Annotated in this window: 32 protein-coding genes; 1 reads left to right on the top strand and 31 read right to left on the bottom strand. The window is 67.0% G+C overall.

Going from position 1 to position 20,836, the window contains the following annotated elements:
- Positions 1-71: 71 nt before the first annotated feature.
- From rplQ to rpsJ, 30 genes are all read right to left on the bottom strand, one after another.
- A complete protein-coding gene (gene rplQ / locus BX283_RS24280; RefSeq protein WP_101389612.1) occupies positions 72-563 on the bottom strand; it encodes a 50S ribosomal protein L17 in 492 nt (163 codons plus the stop codon).
- A 172-nt stretch (positions 564-735) separates the two neighbouring features.
- On the bottom strand, positions 736-1,758 hold the full coding sequence (locus BX283_RS24275) for a DNA-directed RNA polymerase subunit alpha (protein ID WP_003956430.1): 1,023 nt from the start codon (positions 1,756-1,758) through the stop codon (positions 736-738).
- Positions 1,759-1,903: 145 nt separating this feature from the next.
- Positions 1,904-2,308, bottom strand: coding sequence for a 30S ribosomal protein S11 (rpsK, locus tag BX283_RS24270; protein WP_003956432.1), 405 nt, complete (start codon positions 2,306-2,308; stop codon positions 1,904-1,906).
- A 66-nt stretch (positions 2,309-2,374) separates the two neighbouring features.
- On the bottom strand, positions 2,375-2,755 hold the full coding sequence (rpsM, locus tag BX283_RS24265; protein WP_101389611.1) for a 30S ribosomal protein S13: 381 nt from the start codon (positions 2,753-2,755) through the stop codon (positions 2,375-2,377).
- Positions 2,756-2,958: 203 nt separating this feature from the next.
- On the bottom strand, positions 2,959-3,072 hold the full coding sequence (rpmJ, locus tag BX283_RS24260; RefSeq protein ID WP_003956441.1) for a 50S ribosomal protein L36: 114 nt from the start codon (positions 3,070-3,072) through the stop codon (positions 2,959-2,961).
- A gap of 28 nt (positions 3,073-3,100) precedes the next feature.
- Positions 3,101-3,322, bottom strand: a complete 222-nt coding sequence (gene infA, locus BX283_RS24255; RefSeq protein ID WP_003956442.1) for a translation initiation factor IF-1 — start codon at positions 3,320-3,322, stop codon at positions 3,101-3,103.
- 175 nt (positions 3,323-3,497) lie between these two features.
- The gene (gene map, locus BX283_RS24250; protein WP_101389610.1) at positions 3,498-4,343 is read right to left on the bottom strand and encodes a type I methionyl aminopeptidase; all 846 of its coding nucleotides are present in this window, start codon (positions 4,341-4,343) and stop codon (positions 3,498-3,500) included.
- Positions 4,344-4,468: 125 nt separating this feature from the next.
- Complete coding sequence (locus BX283_RS24245) at positions 4,469-5,128, bottom strand: adenylate kinase (protein WP_101389609.1); 660 nt, start codon at positions 5,126-5,128, stop codon at positions 4,469-4,471.
- Positions 5,128-6,441 (bottom strand): preprotein translocase subunit SecY, encoded by a 1,314-nt coding sequence (gene secY / locus BX283_RS24240; protein WP_101389608.1) that lies wholly within the window; start codon positions 6,439-6,441, stop codon positions 5,128-5,130. The genes BX283_RS24245 and secY overlap by 1 nt, the downstream gene beginning before the upstream one ends.
- Positions 6,442-6,656: 215 nt before the next feature.
- On the bottom strand, positions 6,657-7,112 hold the full coding sequence (rplO, locus tag BX283_RS24235; protein ID WP_067163177.1) for a 50S ribosomal protein L15: 456 nt from the start codon (positions 7,110-7,112) through the stop codon (positions 6,657-6,659).
- A gap of 1 nt (position 7,113) precedes the next feature.
- On the bottom strand, positions 7,114-7,296 hold the full coding sequence (gene rpmD / locus BX283_RS24230) for a 50S ribosomal protein L30 (protein WP_005313525.1): 183 nt from the start codon (positions 7,294-7,296) through the stop codon (positions 7,114-7,116).
- The gene (rpsE, locus tag BX283_RS24225) at positions 7,296-7,898 is read right to left on the bottom strand and encodes a 30S ribosomal protein S5 (protein ID WP_017239585.1); all 603 of its coding nucleotides are present in this window, start codon (positions 7,896-7,898) and stop codon (positions 7,296-7,298) included. Before rpsE ends, rpmD begins: the two co-directional genes overlap by 1 nt.
- Positions 7,899-7,943: 45 nt before the next feature.
- Entirely contained in the window at positions 7,944-8,327 is a 384-nt protein-coding gene (gene rplR, locus BX283_RS24220) for a 50S ribosomal protein L18 (protein WP_101389607.1), read from the bottom strand.
- A gap of 3 nt (positions 8,328-8,330) precedes the next feature.
- Positions 8,331-8,870 carry a 50S ribosomal protein L6 gene (gene rplF / locus BX283_RS24215; protein ID WP_101389606.1) on the bottom strand — a complete coding sequence of 180 codons (540 nt, stop codon included), beginning with the start codon at positions 8,868-8,870 and terminating at the stop codon, positions 8,331-8,333.
- Between the two features lie 21 nt (positions 8,871-8,891).
- Positions 8,892-9,290, bottom strand: coding sequence for a 30S ribosomal protein S8 (gene rpsH / locus BX283_RS24210; protein ID WP_101389605.1), 399 nt, complete (start codon positions 9,288-9,290; stop codon positions 8,892-8,894).
- A gap of 212 nt (positions 9,291-9,502) precedes the next feature.
- Complete coding sequence (locus tag BX283_RS24200) at positions 9,503-9,688, bottom strand: type Z 30S ribosomal protein S14 (RefSeq protein ID WP_004571834.1); 186 nt, start codon at positions 9,686-9,688, stop codon at positions 9,503-9,505.
- 5 nt (positions 9,689-9,693) lie between these two features.
- Complete coding sequence (gene rplE / locus BX283_RS24195; RefSeq protein ID WP_101389604.1) at positions 9,694-10,251, bottom strand: 50S ribosomal protein L5; 558 nt, start codon at positions 10,249-10,251, stop codon at positions 9,694-9,696.
- Positions 10,251-10,574 (bottom strand): 50S ribosomal protein L24, encoded by a 324-nt coding sequence (rplX, locus tag BX283_RS24190; protein ID WP_101389603.1) that lies wholly within the window; start codon positions 10,572-10,574, stop codon positions 10,251-10,253. The genes rplE and rplX overlap by 1 nt, the downstream gene beginning before the upstream one ends.
- A 2-nt stretch (positions 10,575-10,576) precedes the next feature.
- The gene (gene rplN, locus BX283_RS24185; protein WP_053727611.1) at positions 10,577-10,945 is read right to left on the bottom strand and encodes a 50S ribosomal protein L14; all 369 of its coding nucleotides are present in this window, start codon (positions 10,943-10,945) and stop codon (positions 10,577-10,579) included.
- A gap of 98 nt (positions 10,946-11,043) precedes the next feature.
- A complete protein-coding gene (rpsQ, locus tag BX283_RS24180; RefSeq protein WP_008739702.1) occupies positions 11,044-11,328 on the bottom strand; it encodes a 30S ribosomal protein S17 in 285 nt (94 codons plus the stop codon).
- Complete coding sequence (gene rpmC, locus BX283_RS24175) at positions 11,328-11,552, bottom strand: 50S ribosomal protein L29 (protein WP_067163159.1); 225 nt, start codon at positions 11,550-11,552, stop codon at positions 11,328-11,330. The genes rpsQ and rpmC overlap by 1 nt, the downstream gene beginning before the upstream one ends.
- Positions 11,552-11,971 (bottom strand): 50S ribosomal protein L16, encoded by a 420-nt coding sequence (rplP, locus tag BX283_RS24170; RefSeq protein WP_101389602.1) that lies wholly within the window; start codon positions 11,969-11,971, stop codon positions 11,552-11,554. Before rplP ends, rpmC begins: the two co-directional genes overlap by 1 nt.
- Before the next feature lie 5 nt (positions 11,972-11,976).
- Entirely contained in the window at positions 11,977-12,807 is an 831-nt protein-coding gene (rpsC, locus tag BX283_RS24165) for a 30S ribosomal protein S3 (protein ID WP_101389601.1), read from the bottom strand.
- Positions 12,807-13,154, bottom strand: a complete 348-nt coding sequence (gene rplV, locus BX283_RS24160; RefSeq protein WP_030359020.1) for a 50S ribosomal protein L22 — start codon at positions 13,152-13,154, stop codon at positions 12,807-12,809. Before rplV ends, rpsC begins: the two co-directional genes overlap by 1 nt.
- Before the next feature lie 41 nt (positions 13,155-13,195).
- Positions 13,196-13,477 carry a 30S ribosomal protein S19 gene (gene rpsS / locus BX283_RS24155; RefSeq protein ID WP_067163154.1) on the bottom strand — a complete coding sequence of 94 codons (282 nt, stop codon included), beginning with the start codon at positions 13,475-13,477 and terminating at the stop codon, positions 13,196-13,198.
- A gap of 12 nt (positions 13,478-13,489) precedes the next feature.
- Positions 13,490-14,326, bottom strand: a complete 837-nt coding sequence (rplB, locus tag BX283_RS24150) for a 50S ribosomal protein L2 (RefSeq protein ID WP_101389600.1) — start codon at positions 14,324-14,326, stop codon at positions 13,490-13,492.
- A gap of 39 nt (positions 14,327-14,365) precedes the next feature.
- Positions 14,366-14,686: a 50S ribosomal protein L23 gene (gene rplW, locus BX283_RS24145; protein ID WP_101389599.1), complete on the bottom strand. Its 321-nt coding sequence runs from the start codon at positions 14,684-14,686 to the stop codon at positions 14,366-14,368.
- Positions 14,683-15,333 (bottom strand): 50S ribosomal protein L4, encoded by a 651-nt coding sequence (gene rplD, locus BX283_RS24140; RefSeq protein WP_067163149.1) that lies wholly within the window; start codon positions 15,331-15,333, stop codon positions 14,683-14,685. Before rplD ends, rplW begins: the two co-directional genes overlap by 4 nt.
- Before the next feature lie 7 nt (positions 15,334-15,340).
- A complete protein-coding gene (gene rplC, locus BX283_RS24135; RefSeq protein WP_067163147.1) occupies positions 15,341-15,985 on the bottom strand; it encodes a 50S ribosomal protein L3 in 645 nt (214 codons plus the stop codon).
- A 14-nt stretch (positions 15,986-15,999) separates the two neighbouring features.
- Complete coding sequence (gene rpsJ, locus BX283_RS24130; RefSeq protein WP_003948644.1) at positions 16,000-16,308, bottom strand: 30S ribosomal protein S10; 309 nt, start codon at positions 16,306-16,308, stop codon at positions 16,000-16,002.
- 893 nt (positions 16,309-17,201) lie between these two features.
- Between rpsJ and BX283_RS24125 the strand changes: the two genes are divergently transcribed.
- Positions 17,202-19,349, top strand: coding sequence for a PIG-L family deacetylase (locus BX283_RS24125; RefSeq protein WP_101389598.1), 2,148 nt, complete (start codon positions 17,202-17,204; stop codon positions 19,347-19,349).
- A 137-nt stretch (positions 19,350-19,486) separates the two neighbouring features.
- Here the strand turns inward: BX283_RS24125 and tuf are convergent, their stop codons facing one another.
- Entirely contained in the window at positions 19,487-20,680 is a 1,194-nt protein-coding gene (tuf, locus tag BX283_RS24120) for an elongation factor Tu (protein WP_101389597.1), read from the bottom strand.
- Positions 20,681-20,836 lie beyond the last annotated feature (156 nt).

Here is a 20,836-nt window from a genome sequence, read left to right as displayed (position 1 = left end):
CAGAGCGGCGGGGAAACGGAACGGGCCCGTCCCCCGAAGGGAACGGACCCGTCCGTCGGTCTGCGGAACGCTTACGCGTCCTTCGACTCCTCCGCCACAGCGGCGTCCTCGACCTCGGTCGCCTCGGCGGCCTTGGCTTCGTCGGCCTCCTTGACGGCGCGCTTCGCGGCGGCCTCGGCCTCGGCGACGGTCGCCTTCTTGGCGATCTCGCCCTCGACCAGCTCGATCACGGCCATCGGCGCGTTGTCACCACGGCGGTTGCCGATCTTGGTGATACGGGTGTAACCACCCGGACGCTCCGAGTAGCGCGGCGCGATCTCGGTGAAGAGGGTGTGGACGATGCCCTTGTCGGTGATCGTCTGCAGCACCAGGCGACGGTTGTGGATGTCGCCCTTCTTCGCCTTGGTGATCAGGCGCTCGGCGACCGGACGCAGGCGGCGGGCCTTGGCCTCGGTCGTCGTGATGCGGCCGTGCTCGAACAGCGACTTCGCCAGGTTGGCGAGGAGCAGCTTCTCGTGCGCGGCGGAACCGCCGAGGCGGGCACCCTTCGCGGGACGCGGCATGGTGTTTCTCCTTGGGGTCTGCCCCGGCCGTATCAGGTACCGAGGTCAGTATCCGAGCAGGCGGTCGCCAGTCGGAGATCCAGGCCCCCGAAGGGGCTTGGAAGGGGCGCGGGGAACTGCGCGACCAGCCGCGGCCGGTCCGCAGACGCAGTACAGCCTCCCCGCGGAGCGCTTAGTACTGCTCGGTCTCGACGAAGCCGGCATCGGCGTCGTCGTCCGCGCCGAACGCGTCGGCGGCGGCGGTCGGGTCGAAGCCGGGAGGCGAGTCCTTCAGCGCGAGGCCCATACCGGCCAGCTTCGCCTTGACCTCGTCGATCGACTTCGCACCGAAGTTGCGGATGTCGAGCAGGTCCGCCTCGGAGCGGGCGACGAGCTCACCCACGGAGTGGATGCCCTCGCGCTTGAGGCAGTTGTACGACCGAACGGTGAGCTCCAGCTCCTCGATCGGCAGCGCCAGATCGGCGGCCAGGGCGGCGTCCGTGGGGGACGGGCCCATGTCGATGCCCTCGGCGTCGATGTTGAGCTCGCGCGCCAGACCGAACAGCTCGACCAGGGTCTTGCCGGCGGACGCCATGGCGTCACGCGGGCGCATGGCCTGCTTGGTCTCGACGTCGACGATCAGCTTGTCGAAGTCGGTGCGCTGCTCGACACGGGTCGCCTCGACCTTGTACGTGACCTTGAGCACCGGCGAGTAGATGGAGTCGACCGGGATACGGCCGATCTCCTGGCCCACCTGCTTGTTCTGCACGGCGGAGACGTAGCCGCGACCGCGCTCGACGGTCAGCTCCATCTCCAGCTTGCCCTTGCCGTTGAGCGTGGCGAGGACCAGGTCCGGGTTGTGCACCTCGACACCGGCCGGGGGCGCGATGTCGGCGGCGGTGACCAGGCCGGGACCCTGCTTGCGCAGGTACATCACGACCGGCTCGTCGTGCTCCGAGGAGACGACCAGCTGCTTGATGTTGAGGATGAGGTCGGTCACGTCCTCCTTGACGCCCGGCACGGTGGTGAACTCGTGCAGAACGCCGTCGATCCGGATGCTGGTGACAGCGGCGCCCGGGATCGAGGACAGGAGGGTGCGGCGCAGGGAGTTGCCGAGGGTGTAGCCGAAGCCCGGCTCCAGCGGCTCGATCACGAACCGCGAGCGGTACTCGTCGACGACCTCTTCGGTCAGCGAAGGACGCTGAGCGATAAGCATGTGTGTTCCTTCAGTCGTGGGCGCCCACTATTTGACGCCCGACATGTACTACAAGGGTACGGGCGGTACAGCCCCGAAGAGCCGTACCGCCCAGAACCTTCAAGCCGAAAAGCGGCCGAACCACAGATGCGTGACGCACCTGGGGTCAGACGCGCCTCCGCTTCGGCGGACGGCAGCCGTTGTGCGGCGTCGGGGTGACGTCCTGGATCGAGCCGACCTCAAGACCGGTGGCCTGGAGGGAGCGGATCGCGGTCTCGCGGCCGGAGCCCGGACCCTTGACGAAGACGTCGACCTTGCGCATGCCGTGCTCCTGCGCGCGGCGGGCGGCCGACTCGGCGGCCATCTGCGCGGCGAACGGAGTCGACTTGCGGGAGCCCTTGAAGCCGACGTGGCCAGCGGACGCCCAGGAGATCACGTTGCCCGAGGGGTCCGTGATCGAGACGATCGTGTTGTTGAACGTGCTCTTGATGTGGGCGTGCCCGTGAGCGACGTTCTTCTTTTCCTTGCGGCGCACCTTCTTGGCAGCGCCCTGACGACCCTTGGGGGGCATCTATATCTCCTACGGGAGGTGGTCGGTCCTACAGCGAAGACCGTGTGGTCAAGCGTCCGCTGAGGACTACTTCTTGCCCGGCTTCTTCTTGCCGGCGATCGCGCGACGCGGGCCCTTGCGGGTACGGGCGTTCGTGCTGGTGCGCTGACCGTGGACCGGGAGGCCACGACGGTGGCGCAGACCCTGGTAGCAGCCGATCTCGACCTTGCGGCGGATGTCGGCCTGGATCTCGCGGCGGAGGTCACCCTCGGTGCGGAGGTTGGCGTCCACGTACTCGCGGATCTTGACCAGGTCCTCTTCGGCCAGGTCACGAACGCGGGTGTTCGGGTTCACACCGGTCGAGGAGAGGATCTCCTTGGACCGGGTGCGGCCGATACCGAAGACGTAGGTGAGTGCGATCTCCACGCGCTTTTCGCGCGGGATGTCAACACCGGAAACGCGTGCCATTCAATGGCTCCTGTGTGTTCGGGGGTCTTCCGCAGAACCACTCCCGACCGCCGACCGTCTCTGCTGAGAGGTGGTACGTCCGGGTCCCCGGCCCCCGCCGGAGGTGTCGTCAACCGTGGAACACGGCCCGACGGGCTCTGCGTATGTACGTATTTACGTGCGTCGCGCGAAGAACTGCGTAAATGCAGGTCGGTCGGCGTGCGTCAGCCCTGGCGCTGCTTGTGGCGCAGGTTGTCGCAGATGACCATGACCCGGCCGTGACGGCGGATCACCTTGCACTTGTCGCAGATCTTCTTGACGCTCGGCTTGACCTTCATGGGATTCAGGTTCTCCGGGTCGTGAGATCTACTTGTACCGGTAGACGATCCGGCCACGCGTCAGGTCGTACGGAGAGAGCTCCACCACGACCCGGTCATCCGGGAGGATACGGATGTAGTGCATCCGCATCTTGCCGCTGATGTGCGCGAGGACCTTGTGACCGTTCTGGAGTTCCACCTTGAACATGGCGTTCGGGAGGGACTCGATCACGGTGCCCTCGATTTCGATGGCACCTTGCTTCTTGGCCACGCTTCGCCTTTCGAATCGGCTACCTTGATCGACTCCCGAGATCGTGTGCGGACACACGGGTACACGAGAGCCGACGCATCAGTCTACGTCAGGGCACCCGAAAAGACGAATCAGGGGAGTTTGCCCTCAACAGTAGATCGTTAAGCGGACAACACGGGGCACAACACGACCCGGATCAGCCCAGCGGATCCGGCGCCGTCGTCACCCCGTACTCCGCCAGCTTCGCCTTGCCGCAGTCCGGGGAGGTCAGGACGATCGGGCCCGCCTCGGTCAGGGCGACCGAGTGCTCCCAGTGCGAGGACCAAGTGCCGTCGGTCGTGATGACCGTCCAGTCGTCCTCCAGCACCTCGGTGCGGGGGGTGCCCAGGGACACCATCGGCTCGATGGCCAGGCAGAAGCCGGGGACCAGCTTCGGGTTGTGGCGGCCGAGCAGGCGGCGCTTGTCCACGTAGTTCAGGAGGTGCGGGTCCATGTGCATCTCGGAGCCGATGCCGTGGCCGCCGTACTCCTCGATGATCCCGTACTTGCCCTTCGGCGGGCGCGGCTGGCGGCGGATGTAGCTCTCGATCGCCCGGGAGACATCCACCAGGCGGTTGCCCTTCTTCACCGCCGCGATACCGGCCCACATCGACTCCTCGGTGACCCGGGAGAGCTCGATCAGCTCCGGAGCGTGACCGGAGCCCACGAAGGCCGTGAAGGCCGCGTCGCCGTGCCAGCCGTCGATGATCGCGCCCGCGTCGATGGAGATGACGTCGCCGTCCTTCAGGACGGTCTTCTCGTCCGGGATGCCGTGGACGACGACCTCGTTGACCGAGGTGCAGATGGTGGCGGGGAAGCCGCCGTACCCCAGGAAGTTCGACTTGGCGCCGTGCTCGGCGATCACCTTGCGGGCGACCTCGTCGAGGTCCTTCGTCGTGGCGCCGGGCACCGCCGCCTCGCGGGTCGCCGCGTGGATGGCGGCGACGACCAGCCCCGCCTCGCGCATCTTCGCGATCTGCTCGGGGGTCTTGATCTCCACCATGGCGGCTGACGCCTTTCTCAGTACGGATACGGGGGTTACGTCAACGATACGGCCACCCGGGCCCGGACACGGCAGCGGCCGCGGCGCCCACAGGGGCACCGCGGCCGTTCAACTGCGTACCGCGATCAGGCGGTCTTCTCGGCCTTCAGGGCGTGCATCGCGCGCTCCGTGACCTCGTCGACCTTGCCGAGCGCCGAGATCGTGACGACCAGGCCCTGGGCCCGGTAGAAGTCGATGATCGGCTCGGTCTCGCTGTGGTAGACCTCAAGGCGCTTGCGGACCGTGTCCTCGGTGTCGTCACCGCGCTGGTACAGCTCGCCGCCGCAGATGTCGCAGACACCCTCGGTCTTCGGCGCGTTGTAGGTGACGTGGAAGACGTGGGCGGAGTCGGTGCGGCAGATGCGCCGGCCGGCGATCCGCTTCACGACCTCGTCCTCGGGGACTTCGAGGTCCAGGACGGCGTCGAGCTTCATGCCGTCCGCCTTCAGCGCCTCGTCGAGCGCCTCGGCCTGCACCACGTTGCGCGGGAACCCGTCGAGCAGGAAGCCGTTCTCGGCGTCCGGCTGCGCCATCCGGTCCTTGGCCATCCCGATGGTGACCTCGTCCGGCACCAGGTTGCCGGCGTCCATGTACGACTTGGCCTGCTTGCCCAGGTCCGTGCCCTGGCTGATGTTGGCACGGAAGAGGTCGCCCGTGGAGATGTGCGGGATCCCGAGGTTCTTGGCGAGGAACGCGGCCTGCGTTCCCTTGCCGGCACCGGGCGGCCCGACGAGGACGATTCGCATCAGCGGAGGAACCCTTCGTAATTGCGCTGCTGGAGCTGGCTCTCGATCTGCTTCACGGTCTCCAGACCCACACCCACGATGATGAGGATGCTCGTCCCGCCCAGCGGGAAGCTCTGGTTGGCCCCGAAGATCACCAACGCCATCGTCGGCACGAGCGCGATCAGTCCCAGATACAGCGACCCCGGCCAGGTGATCCGGTTGAGCACGTAGCTCAGGTACTCAGCAGTAGGTCGACCAGCCCGGATACCCGGGATGAAGCCACCATACTTCTTCATGTTGTCGGCGACTTCCTCGGGGTTGAACGAGATCGCCACATAGAAGAAGGCGAAGAACACGATCAGGAGGAAGTAGCTGATGATGTAGTACGGGTGGTCGCCCTTGACGAAGTTGTCCTTGATCCAGGTCGCCCAGCCCGAGGTCGAGTTCGAGAACTGCACGACCAGCGCCGGGATGTAGAGCAGCGACGACGCGAAGATGACGGGGATCACACCCGCCTGATTGACCTTCAGCGGGATGTAGGTCGAGGTACCGCCGTAGGAACGGCGGCCGATCATGCGCTTCGCGTACTGGACCGGGATGCGGCGCTGCGCCTGTTCGACGAAGACCACCAGGGCGACCATGACGAGGCCGACCAGGATGACGGTGCCGAACTCGATCCAGCCCTGCGCCAGGTGCCCCTGCTTCTTGATGGCCCACAGCGAGGTGGGGAAGCTGGAGGCGATCGAGATGAACATCAGGATCGACATGCCGTTGCCGATGCCGCGGTCGGTGATGAGCTCACCGAGCCACATGACGGCGGCGGTACCGGCGGTCATGGTGATGACCATCGTGATGGTGGTGAAGATCGAGCGGTTCGGCACGATCTCGCTGGCGACCTGGCAGCCGCTGAACAGCGCACCCGAGCGGGCGGTGGCCACCAGGCCGGTGCCCTGCAGGATCGCCAGGGCGACCGTCAGGTAACGCGTGTACTGCGTGATCTTGGCCGTGCCCGCCTGGCCCTCCTTCTTGAGGGCCTCCAGACGCGGGATCACCACGGTCAGCAGCTGCAGAATGATGCTCGCCGTGATGTACGGCATGATGCCCAGCGCGAAGATCGTGATCTGCAGCAGCGCGCCGCCGCTGAACATGTTCACCAGGCCGAAGAGGCTGTTGCCCTGCTGGGCCTGGTCCACACAGATCTGAACGTTCTTGTAGCTCACACCGGGAATCGGGACGTGCGTCCCCATCCGGTAGAGCACGATGATGCCGAGCGTGAAGAGCAGCTTCTTGCGCAGGTCAGGCGTCTTGAACGCCTGGGCGAACGCGGTGAGCACGGTGCCTCCTGCGACCCCCGCGCAGGTGCGACAGAGGTGACGGTCTTGAGGATCGACGGATACGAATGAGTCAGAGGAACCGGACGGCATACCGCACGGAAACTTAGACAGTGCACGCCACCTTACCGGCGACCCTGCCCCCCTAGGAACGACCAACCGGGGATGCCCCATTTGAGAGGGCATCCCCGGTCGGATGTTCAGGCCAACGAGCTGTCTCAGACGAGCTCGGTGACGGTGCCGCCGGCGGCGGCAATCTTCTCCTTGGCGGAGCCGGAGACGGCGTCGACCGTCACCTGCAGCGCCACGGAGATCTCGCCCTGGCCCAGGACCTTGACGAGGCTGTTCTTGCGCACGGCACCCTTGGCGACCAGGTCGGCAACGGTGACTTCGCCACCCTCGGGGTAGAGGGCGCCGAGCTTGTCCAGGTTCACGACCTGGAACTCGGTGCGGAACGGGTTCTTGAAGCCCTTCAGCTTCGGAAGACGCATGTGGAGGGGCATCTGGCCACCCTCGAAGCGCTCCGGAACCTGGTAACGGGCCTTCGTACCCTTGGTACCACGGCCGGCCGTCTTACCCTTCGACGCCTCACCACGACCCACACGGGTCTTGGCGGTCTTGGCGCCCGGGGCGGGACGGAGGTCGTGGGCCTTCAGCGGCTTGTTCTCCGCCATGTCAGTCGACCTCCTCAACCGTCACGAGGTGGCGGACGGTGTGCACCATGCCGCGGAACTCGGGACGGTCCTCCTTGACAACCACGTCGTTCAGGCGCTTGAGCCCGAGCGAACGCAGGGTGTCGCGGTGGTTCTGCTTGCTGCCGATGTACGACTTCGTCTGCGTGATCTTGAGGCGGGCCATTACGCACCCGCCCCGGCACGCGCACGAAGCAGAGCCGCGGGGGCGACGTCCTCGAGGGGCAGACCGCGGCGGGCCGCGATCTCCTCGGGACGCTGCAGGCCCTTGAGGGCCGCCACGGTCGCGTGCACGATGTTGATCGCGTTGTCGGAGCCGAGCGACTTCGACAGGATGTCGTGAACGCCGGCGCACTCCAGGACGGCGCGCACCGGGCCACCGGCGATAACACCGGTACCGGGGGAAGCAGGCTTCAGCAGGACGACGCCCGCGGCCTTCTCACCCTGGATCGGGTGCGGGATGGTGCCCTGGATGCGGGGAACCTTGAAGAAGTTCTTCTTGGCTTCCTCGACACCCTTGGCGATGGCCGCGGGAACTTCCTTGGCCTTGCCGTAACCGACACCTACGGTGCCGTCACCGTCACCCACCACGACGAGCGCGGTGAAGCTGAAGCGACGACCACCCTTGACAACCTTGGCGACGCGGTTGATCGCGACAACGCGCTCAACGTACGCGGTCTTCTCGGCGGCAGCGCCACCGTCACGGCCCTTCCGGTCCCGCCGCTCGCCGCCACCGGCACCGCTTCCGCGGCGCTGGGGTCCAGCCATTGGATTACCTCTCTCTGTTACGTCCGTTAGTCCCGGAACCGGGGCTTAGAACTTCAGCCCGGCTTCGCGGGCGGCGTCAGCCAGAGCGGCAATGCGCCCGGCGTACCTGTTGCCACCACGGTCGAACACGACGGCCTCGACACCGGCGGCCTTGGCGCGCTCGGCGACCAGGGCGCCGACCTGCTTGGCCTGCGCGGACTTGTCACCCTCGCCGCCGCGGATCGAAGCGTCCAGGTTCGACGCCGACGCCAGGGTGTGACCCTTGATGTCGTCGATGACCTGAGCCGTGATACCGCGGTTGGAACGCGTCACGACGAGGCGCGGACGCTCCGCCGTACCCGACACGTGCTTGCGGATGCGGATGTGGCGGCGCGCCTTGGCGGCACGCTTGTAAGCGTCGCCCTTGGCGATCTTCACACCGTATGCCATGGCTTACTTACCAGCCTTTCCGACCTTGCGGCGGATGACCTCGCCGGCGTACTTGACGCCCTTGGCCTTGTACGGGTCGGGCTTCCGCAGCTTGCGGATGTTCGCCGCGACCTCGCCGACCTTCTGCTTGTCGATGCCCTCGACCGAGAACTTCGTGGGCGACTCGACCTTGAAGGTGATGCCTTCGGGAGCCTCGATGGTGATCGGGTGGCTGTATCCGAGCGCGAACTCCAGGTTGGAGCCCTTCGCCTGGACGCGGTAACCGACACCGCTGATCTCGAGCGCCTTGACGTATCCCTGGGTCACGCCGGTGATCATGTTCGCCACCAGCGTGCGGGACAGGCCGTGCAGGGCCTTGTTCTGACGCTCGTCGTTGGGACGGGTGACGTTCAGAACGCCGTCCTCGCCCTTAACAATCTCGATCGGCGCGGCAACGGTGTGGGTCAGGGTGCCCTTGGAGCCCTTGACCGTGACCGTGCGGCCGTCGATGGTGACGTCCACACCAGCGGGAACCTGGATGGGGAGCTTGCCGATTCGCGACATTAGCTTTTCCTCCGTTCCCGACTACCAGACGTAGGCGAGGACTTCCCCACCCACGCCCTTCTTCTGCGCCTGCTGGCCGGTGAGCAGACCGTGGGACGTGGAGATGATCGCCACGCCCAGGCCGCCGAGCACCTTCGGCAGGTTGGTGGACTTCGCGTACACACGCAGACCGGGCTTCGAGATCCGCTTGATGCCCGCGATGGAGCGCTCACGGTTCGGCCCGAACTTCAGGTCGAGGACGAGGTTCTTGCCGACCTCGGCGTCCTCGACCTTCCAGCCGGTGATGAAGCCCTCCTGCTGGAGGATCTCCGCGATGTGCGACTTGATCTTGCTGTGCGGCATCACGACGGAGTCGTGGTACGCCGAGTTCGCGTTACGCAGACGCGTGAGCATGTCTGCGATCGGATCAGTCATGGTCATGAATTGGCCTTCGGCCTCTCTCGCCGGGGTTTCCTGTATGCGCCATCCCTCTCCCCACACATGGGCGGGACGGGTGCGGCGCGGGGACCTACGGCGTAGTAAGTCGTACGGGCGGCGGACGCCCAACCCTCCTAGCCTAAGCCATAGAGGGGAGGGCCTCCGCCCACCCTTTGCTTACCGAGAGACTCCGGAAAAACCCGAAATTACGGGGTTTACCAGGAGCTCTTGGTCACGCCCGGCAGCTCGCCACGGTGAGCCATCTCACGAAGGCAGACGCGGCACAGGCCGAACTTGCGGTACACGGAGTGCGGCCGGCCACAGCGCTGGCAGCGGGTGTACGCGCGCACAGCGAACTTGGGCTTACGGGCAGCCTTCGCGATGAGAGCCTTCTTCGCCATCTCGCTTACGCCTCCTTGAACGGGAAGCCGAGGTGACGGAGGAGCGCACGGCCCTCTTCGTCGTTGGTCGCCGTGGTGACCACGGTGATGTCCATACCCCGGGTACGGTCGATCTTGTCCTGGTCGATCTCGTGGAACATGACCTGCTCCGTGAGACCGAAGGTGTAGTTGCCACGGCCGTCGAACTGCTTCGGCGACAGACCACGGAAGTCACGGATACGCGGCAGCGCGAGCGACAGCGTACGGTCCAGGAACTCCCACATGCGGTCACCACGGAGGGTGACGTGGCAGCCGATCGGCTGACCCTCACGCAGCTTGAACTGCGCGATGGACTTCCGGGCCTTCGTCACGGCCGGCTTCTGGCCGGTGATCGTGGTCAGGTCGCGGATGGCGCCGTCGATCAGCTTGGAGTCGCGGGCGGCGTCGCCCACACCCATGTTGACGACGACCTTGACGAGGCCGGGGATCTGCATGACGTTCTCGTACGAGAACTCCTCACGCAGCTTGCCCGCGATCTCCTCGCGGTACTTCGTCTTCAGACGCGGAGTCGTGGTGGTAGCCATCAGATGTCCTCACCCGTCCGCTTGGCAACGCGGATCTTGTTGCCCTCTTCGTCGAAGCGGAAACCGACACGCGTGACGACCTTGTTGCCGTCCTTCTCCACGACGAGCTGAACGTTGCTCACGTGGATCGGGGCCTCGGTGGTCACGATGCCGCCGGTCTGCGAACCGCGAGCGGTCTGGCCGGCCTTCGTGTGCTTCTTGACCCGGTTGACACCCTCGACCAGGACGCGGTCCTCGCGGGGGAAGGCCGCGATGACCTTGCCCTGCTTGCCCTTGTCCTTACCGGTGATGACCTGGACCAGGTCGCCCTTCTTGATCTTCATGCTTACAGCACCTCCGGCGCGAGCGAGATGATCTTCATGAACTTCTTCTCGCGCAGCTCCCGGCCCACCGGGCCGAAGATGCGGGTGCCGCGGGGGTCGCCATCGTTCTTGAGGATGACGGCCGCGTTCTCGTCGAAGCGGATGTACGAGCCGTCCTGACGACGACGCTCCTTGACGGTGCGCACGACGACAGCCTTGACGACGTCGCCCTTCTTCACGTTGCCACCGGGGATCGCGTCCTTGACGGTGGCGACAATGACGTCACCGATGCCCGCGTAGCGGCGACCGGAGCCACCGAGAACACGGATGCAAAGGATCTCCTTGGCACCAGTGTTGTCGGCGACACGCAGTCGCGACTCCTGCTGGATCACGTCTATCTCCTGATCGTCTGCCGGTTCCCGGCCGGGGCCTGATCTCTCAAGCCCCGACCGAGCCTGGCGGAACTGATCCTGAGCAAAAGCTCAGGAAATTACTTGGCCTTCTCGAGGATCTCGACGATGCGCCAGCGCTTGCTCGCCGACAGCGGACGCGTCTCCATGATGAGGACGCGGTCGCCGACGCCGGCAGCGTTCTGCTCGTCGTGCGCCTTGAGCTTGTTCGTACGGCGGATGACCTTGCCGTACAGCGCGTGCTTCACGCGGTCCTCGACAGCGACGACGACGGTCTTGTCCATCTTGTCGCTGACGACGAGACCCTCACGGGTCTTGCGGAAACCGCGCTGCTCAGTCGTCTCAGTCACATTCTTCTCGCTCATCAGGCGCTCTCCACCGTCTCGATGCCCAGCTCGCGCTCGCGCATCAGGGTGTAGATCCGGGCGATGTCCTTACGGACGGACTTGAGCCGACCGTGGTTCTCGAGCTGGCCGGTCGCCGCCTGGAAGCGGAGGTTGAACAGCTCTTCCTTGGCCTCGCTGAGCTTGGCAACAAGCTCCTCGTTGCCCAGCTCGCGCAGCTCGGACGCCTTGGTTCCGGCCGACATCACGCCTCACCTGCCTCGCGCCGAACGATGCGGCACTTCATCGGGAGCTTGTGAGCAGCGCGGGTGAGCGCCTCACGAGCAATCTTCTCGTTCGGGTAGGACAGCTCGAACATGACCCGACCCGGGTGCACGTTCGCGATCCACCACTCCGGAGAACCCTTACCGGAACCCATGCGGGTCTCGGCAGGCTTCTTCGTGAGCGGGCGGTCCGGGTAGATGTTGATCCAGACCTTGCCGCCACGCTTGATGTGGCGGGTCATCGCGATACGAGCCGCCTCGATCTGGCGGTTGGTCACGTACGCCGGCGTGAGGGCCTGGATGCCGTACTCGCCGAACGCAACCGTCGTACCACCCTTGGCCATACCGCGGCGCTTGGGGTGGTGCTGCTTGCGGTGCTTGACCCTACGGGGGATCAGCATTTCGGTCAGGCCTCCGTTCCGGTGCTCTCAGCCGGAGCGGCGGCAGCGGCCTCGGCCTTGGGGGCCTCGGCAGCAACAGCCTGCTGCGGCTTGCGGCCGCGACCGCCACGCTCGCCGCCACGGCCACCACGGCCGGCCGGACGCTCGTTGCCACCACGGGCCGGGCGGTTACCCGCACGGGCCGCGGCGTTCTCGGCGCGGACCTCGGCGATGTTCTTGACATCGCCCTTGTAGATCCAGACCTTCACGCCGATGCGGCCGAAGGTCGTCTTGGCCTCGAAGAAGCCGTAGTCCACGTTCGCGCGGAGCGTGTGCAGGGGCACACGGCCCTCGCGGTAGAACTCCGAGCGGGACATCTCGGCGCCGCCGAGACGGCCACCGCACTGGATCTTGATGCCCTTGGCGCCGGCCTTCATCGTGCCCTGCATGCTCTTACGCATGGCGCGACGGAAGGAGACGCGGGAGGAGAGCTGCTCGGCAACGGCCTGCGCGACCAGCTGAGCGTCCATCTCGGGGTTCTTGACCTCGAGGATGTTCAGCTGGACCTGCTTGCCCGTGAGCTTCTCGAGGTCGCCGCGGATGCGGTCGGCCTCGGCGCCACGGCGGCCGATGACGATGCCCGGACGCGCGGTGTGGATGTCCACCCGCACACGGTCACGGGTGCGCTCGATCTCAACCTTCGAGATGCCGGCGCGCTCCATGCCGGACGTCATCATCCGACGGATGGCGACGTCTTCCTTGACGTAGTCCTTGTACAGCTTGTCGGCGTACCAGCGGGACTTGAAGTCCGTGGTGATGCCGAGCCGGAACCCATGCGGGTTAACCTTCTGGCCCATTACCGGGTTCCTTCCTTGCTGCTGACGACCACGGTGATGTGGCTGGTCCGCTTACGGATCCGGTAGGCCCGGCCCTGAGCACGCGGACGGAACCGCTTCAGGGTCGGACCCTCGTCCACAAACGCCTCGCTGATGAACAGCGAAGAGGCGTCCGTGTGGTCGTAGTTGTGTGCAGCGTTGGCGATGGCGCTGTCCAGCACCTTGCCAACCGGCACGCTCGCGGCCTGCGGGGCGAAACGCAGGACCGCCTGAGCCTCCGTGGCATCCATGCCACGGATGAGGTCCACCACGCGGCGGGCCTTCATGGGCGTGACGCGGATGTACCGCGCCTGGGCCCTGGCTTCCATGGTTGTCCCTTCGGTGTAAGTCATAGTCGTTCCACCCCGCGTTAGCGGCGCTTCGACTTCCGGTCGTCCTTGACGTGGCCGCGGAAGGTGCGAGTCGGCGAGAACTCACCGAGCTTGTGGCCGACCATCGACTCGGTGACGAACACCGGGACGTGGGTCTTGCCGTTGTGCACCGCGATGGTGTGACCCAGCATGCTGGGGATGATCATCGAGCGACGGGACCAGGTCTTGATGACGTTCTTGGTGCCTGCCTCGTTCTGTACGTCCACCTTCTTGATGAGGTGTCCGTCGACGAAGGGCCCCTTCTTGAGACTGCGCGGCATCTAAACCCGCTCCTAGCGCTTCTTGTTCGTCTTGCGGCGGCGGACGATGTACTTGCTCGATGCCTTCTTCGGCGAGCGAGTACGACCCTCCTTCTGACCCCACGGCGAGACCGGGTGGCGACCACCGGAAGTCTTGCCTTCACCACCACCGTGCGGGTGGTCAACCGGGTTCATCGCGACACCGCGGACGGTCGGGCGAACGCCCTTCCAGCGCATACGGCCGGCCTTGCCCCAGTTGATGTTCGACTGCTCGGCGTTGCCGACCTCGCCGATCGTGGCGCGGCAGCGGGCGTCGACCAGCCGGATCTCGCCGGACGGCATACGAAGGTGGGCCATCGTGCCCTCCTTCGCGAGCAGCTGCACGGAGGCACCGGCGGAGCGGGCGAACTTGGCGCCACCACCGGGACGGAGCTCGATCGCGTGGATCGTGGTACCGACCGGGATGTTGCGAAGCGCCAGGTTGTTACCGGGCTTGATGTCGGCGGCCGGGCCGTTCTCGACACGGTCGCCCTGGCTCAGGCCACGGGGGGCGATGATGTAGCGCTTCTCGCCGTCCGCGTAGTGCAGGAGCGCGATGCGCGCGGTGCGGTTGGGGTCGTACTCGATGTGAGCGACCTTCGCCGGCACGCCGTCCTTGTCGTGACGACGGAAGTCGATCACTCGGTAGGCGCGCTTGTGGCCACCGCCCTGGTGGCGGACGGTCACACGACCGGTGTTGTTACGGCCGCCCTTGCTGTGCAGGGGGCGGACCAGCGACTTCTCCGGCGTGGACCGCGTGATCTCGACAAAGTCGGCGACGCTGGAGCCACGACGGCCCGGAGTCGTCGGCTTGTACTTGCGGATACCCATTTCTCAGTCCTCGTCCGATATTCGGACCAGGGCGCTCCGTTAGGAGGCCTGGCCGAAGATGTCGATACGGTCGCCCTCAGCGAGGGTCACGATGGCGCGCTTCGTGTTGGCACGCTTGCCGAAACCGGTCTTGGTGCGCTTGCGCTTACCCTGACGGTTGATCGTGTTGACCCCGGTGACCTTGACCGAGAAGACCGCCTCGACGGCCTGCTTGATCTGGGTCTTGTTGGCGCCGGGCGCGACGATGAACGTGTACTTGTTCTCGTCCAGCAGCGCGTAGCTCTTCTCGGAGACGACCGGCTTGATCAGCAGGTCGCGCGGGTCCGTGAAGGTCTTGCTGGTAACGGTCGCCGACATCAGGCGTCGCTCCCTTCGGTCTCAGCGGTCTGGGGGCCAGACACGAAGGACTCGAAAGCGGCCTGGGTGAAGACCACGTCGTCGGAGACGATCACGTCGTACGTGTTCAGCTGGCCCGGCTCCAGGATGTGCACCTGGGGCAGGTTGCGGGCGGACAGCCACGCGGCCTCGTCGGCGCGGTCGACGACCAGGAGCAGGTTCTTGCGCTCCGAGATCTTGCCGAACAGCGTCTTGGCGGCCTTGGTGGACACCGCACCGTCGACCACGCCGGTGACGACGTGGATACGGCTGTGGCGCGCCCGGTCGGAGAGGGCACCGCGCAGGGCGGCGGCCTTCATCTTCTTGGGGGTGCGCTGCGAGTAGTCACGCGGCTGCGGGCCGTGGACGACGCCACCGCCGGCGAACTGCGGCGCACGGGTCGAACCCTGGCGCGCGCGGCCGGTGCCCTTCTGGCGGTAAGGCTTCTTGCCACCACCACGGACTTCACCGCGGGTCTTGGTCTTGTGCGTGCCCTGGCGGGCAGCCGCGAGCTGAGCGACGACGACCTGGTGGATCAGCGGAACGCTGGTCTTCGCGTCGAAGATCTCCGCGGGGAGCTCGACGGTCCCGGCCTTGTCGCCAGCCGGCGAAAGGATGTCAATGGTGCTCATCGGTTCCTCAAACCCCCTTGGCCGCAGTACGGACCAGGACGAGGCCACCGTTGGGGCCGGGGACGGCGCCCTTGATGAGCAGCAGACCCTTCTCGGCGTCAACGGCGTGGACGGTCAGGTTCTGGGTGGTCACACGCTCGTTGCCCATGCGACCCGCCATGCGGAGGCCCTTGAACACACGGCCAGGGGTGGCGCAGCCACCGATGGAACCGGGCGAGCGGTGCTTGCGCTGGGTACCGTGACCGGCGCCCAGGCCCTTGAAGTTGTGACGCTTCATGACACCGGCGAAGCCCTTGCCCTTGCTCTTGCCCGTGACGTCGACCTTGACGCCGGACTCGAACACCTCGGCAGTGATCTCCTGGCCCAGCGTGTACTCGCTGGCGTCAGGGGTGCGGAGCTCCACCAGGTGGCGGCGCGGGGTCACGTCGGCCTTGGCGAAGTGGCCCTTGAGGGGCTTGTTCACCTTGCGCGGGTCGATCTCGCCGAAGGCGATCTGGACCGACTCGTAGCCGTCGACGTCGTTGGTGCGAACCTGCGTCACGACGCACGGCCCGGCCTTGACGACGGTGACCGGAACAACGCGGTTGTTCTCGTCCCACACCTGCGTCATGCCGAGCTTCTCGCCCAGGACGCCCTTGATGTTCTTGCTCATCTCGGCCCGTCCCTTCAGAGCTTGATCTCGATGTCGACACCGGCCGGGAGGTCGAGACGCATGAGCGAGTCAACCGTCTTCGGCGTGGGGTCGAGGATGTCGATGAGCCGCTTGTGCGTGCGCATCTCGAAGTGCTCGCGAGAGTCCTTGTACTTGTGCGGCGACTTGATGACGCAGTACACGTTCTTCTCAGTGGGCAGCGGCACCGGGCCCGCGACCGACGCACCAGTGCGGGTCACCGTCTCGACGATCTTCTTCGCCGAGGAGTCGATGACCTCGTGGTCGTAGGCCTTGAGCCGGATGCGGATCTTCTGTCCCGCCATGGCTACCTAGTAGTCCTTTGTCTCGTAACGCTCTGGAACCCGGGGGTTCTACCGACTCTGTCTCCGACCCACGCGGTCGGGCGTGTCGCACTCCCTCTACGCAGAAATCCCATAGGGATTTCCCAACCAAGGGGATGCGGGCCGTGGGACCACGCTGTGCTCAATGAAGAGCGTGCTCAGTGAAGAGCAGTCGGGGGCAGAACACCCACCGGGCGCCTGGCTGGAGCCCCGCTGACACTTCCCGGAAGATTCCCGTACGTCCGCCCCAGCGCTGCCGCAGGCGGCAGATAGGGCGACGAGTACTGTGGGACTCGCTTCCAGTCCTCCCGGCGGGAGGCGCGCAGCATCGGCACTCAACCGAGCAACCCCGACAGTCTGCCATACGGGGACCTGGCCTGGCCAATCGAGCCGAGGATCGTACCCCACGTCACACGGGGGCATGCACGGGGCGGCCCGGTCGAGGCGCGGGGGCACGATCGCCCGCCATTGCGGCATCGCCTCCCGCGGCGACGGCTTGCACGTCGGCGCCGCCGAGAACAGATCATCGCCGCGGAAACCGCCGGTCGCCCGGTCCGGCGTCATGTCGCACGGAATTCCGTACGCCGGGGAGAGAGCGCCCGCGAGGGCGCGGCCGAGGCACCCGAGACCTCAACCCCCCTCCCCCGCACGCCACTTGACCGCACTCTCCCCCACCGACAGCGGCGCGTCCCGGGCCTTCGACAACGAAAGGTGGCCGCAGAGCGAACTGCATTCGAATTCCATTCGACCACCCCGCAAATCACCTCCTAAACGAATTCCCCCGGGCAACCGACCTCCTCCCGCCCCCGTCTAGTCCGGCGACCAAGGAAAGCGATCCGGATCAGCGGAAGCAGCGGACGGGACGGGGAACGTACGTGTTCGGAGCATTCAGGCAGCGGCGCCCCAGCAGACGCGCCGTCCTCGGTACCGCCGCCACCACCGGCCTGGCCGCCGCCCTCGGGGCCTGCTCCGTCCCCTCCAGCCAGCGGCACCGCAGCGACAACCCCACCGCCGCCCCCGGCCAGCCCGTCTCCGCCGGGCGCCGGGCCGTGCTGATGCAGATCGTGGCGCACCCCGACGACGACCTGTACTTCATGAACCCGGACACCCAGCACGCGCTGGACGGCGGCGCGAAGGTCGTCAGCGTGTACCTCACCGGGGGCGAGGCCAACGGGGACAACCGGGTCGTCAGCGACCCCTCGGACCGGGTCTACAACAAGGCCGCCTACTCCTCCGCCCGGCACCAGGGGCTGCGCCAGGCCTACGCCTCGCTCCTCGGGCTGCCCCTGTTCACCCCCTGGCAGAAGTCGGTGCTCGACCTGCGCGGCGGGCACCGCGCCGAGGTCAACACGCTCGTCCACAACGGCCGCCACGCCGAGCTCGTGTTCCTCAACACCGCCATGCACACCCTGCGCGGCGGCCGCATGGGCCTGCCCAGCCTCTGGGAGGACCGGGCGCTCTCCCTGCCCGTCGTCATCGCCGAGGGCTCGCCGCTGCGCGCCGCCGCCCCGTACACGTACGACGAACTCGTCGAGGTCATCGCCGGGCTGCTCGACACGTACACCCCGACCCTCGTCCAGACCCTCGACCCCGACCCGGACATCCAGCACAGCACCGAGAAGGCCCGCCAGCACGACAGCGAGCAGCCGGGGTACGCCGACCACGCCGACCACACCGCCGCCGCCTCCTTCGCGTGGGCGGGGATGGTCCGGTACGTCGCCCAGGCCACCCGGGACGGGAAGGGCGTGCCCGGGTTCACCGCCACCTCCTACCGCGCCTACTACAACCGGCACTGGCCGAAGAACCTCCCTCCGGCCGTGCTCGCCGAGAAGGCCGCCCACCTCAGGCCGTACGGCGGCGCCCCCGACTGGCAGTGCGGCAACCCCGGCGGCTGCGGCGACTACAACGTCGGCGGGAAGCGTCCGCTCACCAACTGGAAGGGGTGGGTGCGCTCCACCCACTACCGCTTCCCCGGGCCCCGGCCGGTCGTCGGCAACGAGCCCGACGGGCGGCTCGCCGCCTACGGGGTGCTGGGGCTGCGTGCCGTGCGGTGGCGGGAGACCGCGCCCGGCAGCGGGCGGTTCGGGGCCGCGGACGACCTCGGCGGCGGGCCGCTCGCACCCGTGCTCGGCGCGGCAACGCTCAAGGACGGGCGGCAGCTGCTCTTCGGGCTGCGGTTCGCCGCGATAGCCGGGCGCTCCGGCGCCAACACCCGGGAGGTCGTCCTCCTGGAGCAGGCCTCCCCCGGCGGGGCCTTCCGGGCCTGGCGGGGCCTGGGGAATCCGGAGCTGGGCGACGACCGGGGCCGCAGGATCGGCTCTCCCGTCGCCGTCGCCGCCCCCGACGGCCGCGTCCACCTCTTCGTACGCAATGCCGACAAGGGCGTCAGTACGCGGGTGCGCGACGCCGACGGGTCCTGGGGGCCGTGGGCCGCCCTCGGCGGCGAGACCGTGCAGGACGGGCTCGGCGCCACCGTCGACGCCCAGGGCCGCGTGCACGTCTTCGCGCCCGGGTACGACTTCGTCCACCACTGGACCCAGGACGCGCCCGGGGAGCCCCTCGGCTACGTCAGGCGCGGGCCCCGCCTCCCGCTCGCCGTCGGCGCGCCCACCCCCGTGGGGCTGCCCGACGGCGGCGTCCAGCTGCTCTACCGGACCCTCACCGACCCCCGGAAGACCAAGGGCAAGGGGCTCGCCCCGGCCGACCCCCGGCTCGTCTCCGTCCGCGCGGACGGCACCGGCCGCACCGCGCCCCCGCAGCCCTTCGACGGGTACGGGCCCGTCGGCGCGCTCCTGGCGCCCAAGGACGGGCTCGTCGTGCTCGGCAAGGACGTCAAGGGCCGGGTGCAGGCCCTCGTCGGGGGTGAGCGCCACACCCGTACCCAGGGCGCGGTGCCGGTCGACGCGCCCACCCTCCACCTCACCGCGCGCGGGCCGGTCGCCGTGGGCCTCGGCGTCGACGGGGCGCCTTGGGTGTGGGCGCTGGGGTCGGCCGGGGCGCCGCCGGTCCGCGCGGCGGGCTGAGGCCCGGGGGCGCGGGGAACTGTGCGACCAGCCCCCGCCGACCCGCAGCCGAAAACAAAGAAAGGGGCCCCGCACCTATCGGTGCGGGGCCCCTTCCCGGTTACTGCGAGCCAAGCGAGCTCAGGTCAGAACACGAATTACTTCGTGATCTTGACGACCTGGCCGGCGCCCACGGTCCGGCCACCCTCACGGATGGCGAACTTGAGGCCCTCCTCCATGGCGACCGGCTGGATCAGCGCGACCGTCATGGCGGTGTTGTCGCCCGGCATGACCATCTCGGTGCCCTCGGGGAGGGTCACGACGCCGGTCACGTCCGTGGTACGGAAGTAGAACTGCGGGCGGTAGTTGTTGAAGAACGGCGTGTGACGGCCGCCCTCGTCCTTGGACAGGATGTACGCCTGCGCCTCGAACTCGGTGTGCGGGGTGACCGAACCCGGCTTGATGATGACCTGGCCGCGCTCGACGTCCTCGCGCTTGATGCCACGGAGGAGCAGACCGACGTTCTCACCGGCCTGGCCCTCGTCGAGCAGCTTGCGGAACATCTCGATGCCGGTGACCGTGGTGGTGGTCTTCTCGGTCTTGATGCCGATGATGTCGACGGTCTCGTTGACCTTGAGGACACCACGCTCGATACGACCGGTGACGACGGTGCCACGACCGGTGATCGTGAAGACGTCCTCGATCGGCATCAGGAACGGCTTGTCGACGTCACGCTCGGGCTGCGGGATGGACTCGTCGACGGCCTTCATCAGGTCGAGGACGGTCTGGCCCCACTCGGCGTCGCCCTCAAGAGCCTTGAGCGCCGAGACCTTGACGACCGGCAGGTCGTCGCCCGGGAACTCGTACTCGGAGAGGAGCTCACGGACCTCGAGCTCGACGAGCTCCAGGATCTCCTCGTCGTCCACCATGTCGGCCTTGTTCAGGGCGACGACGATGTACGGAACGCCGACCTGGCGGGCCAGGAGCACGTGCTCCTTGGTCTGCGGCATCGGGCCGTCGGTGGCGGCGACCACGAGGATGGCGCCGTCCATCTGCGCCGCACCCGTGATCATGTTCTTGATGTAGTCAGCGTGACCCGGGCAGTCGACGTGCGCGTAGTGACGCGACTCCGTCTGGTACTCGACGTGCGCGATCGAGATCGTGATACCGCGCTGGCGCTCCTCGGGAGCCTTGTCGATCTGGTCGAAGGCCGAGGCCTCGTTCAGGTCCGGGTACGCGTCGTGCAGCACCTTGGTAATGGCGGCCGTGAGGGTCGTCTTACCGTGGTCGATGTGACCGATGGTGCCGATGTTGACGTGCGGCTTAGTCCGCTCGAACTTCGCCTTCGCCACTGGGTCCTCCTGTGGAGTGGTTCTGTACGCCTTGCTTCATCGGCGCCAGGTGATCTTTGCTGGGATGCCGGGGCCGGGGGCATTCGCCGCAATACTCTCGCATTGCGGCGAATGCCCGCCCGGACTCCGATGACAAGCCTAAAGCGATCGAACTCG

It is taken from the genome of Streptomyces sp. TLI_146 (assembly GCF_002846415.1).
Classification (GTDB): domain Bacteria; phylum Actinomycetota; class Actinomycetes; order Streptomycetales; family Streptomycetaceae; genus Streptomyces.
The sequence above is the reverse complement of the archived record's forward strand: the minus strand, read 5'-3'. Positions and strand labels throughout refer to the sequence as shown.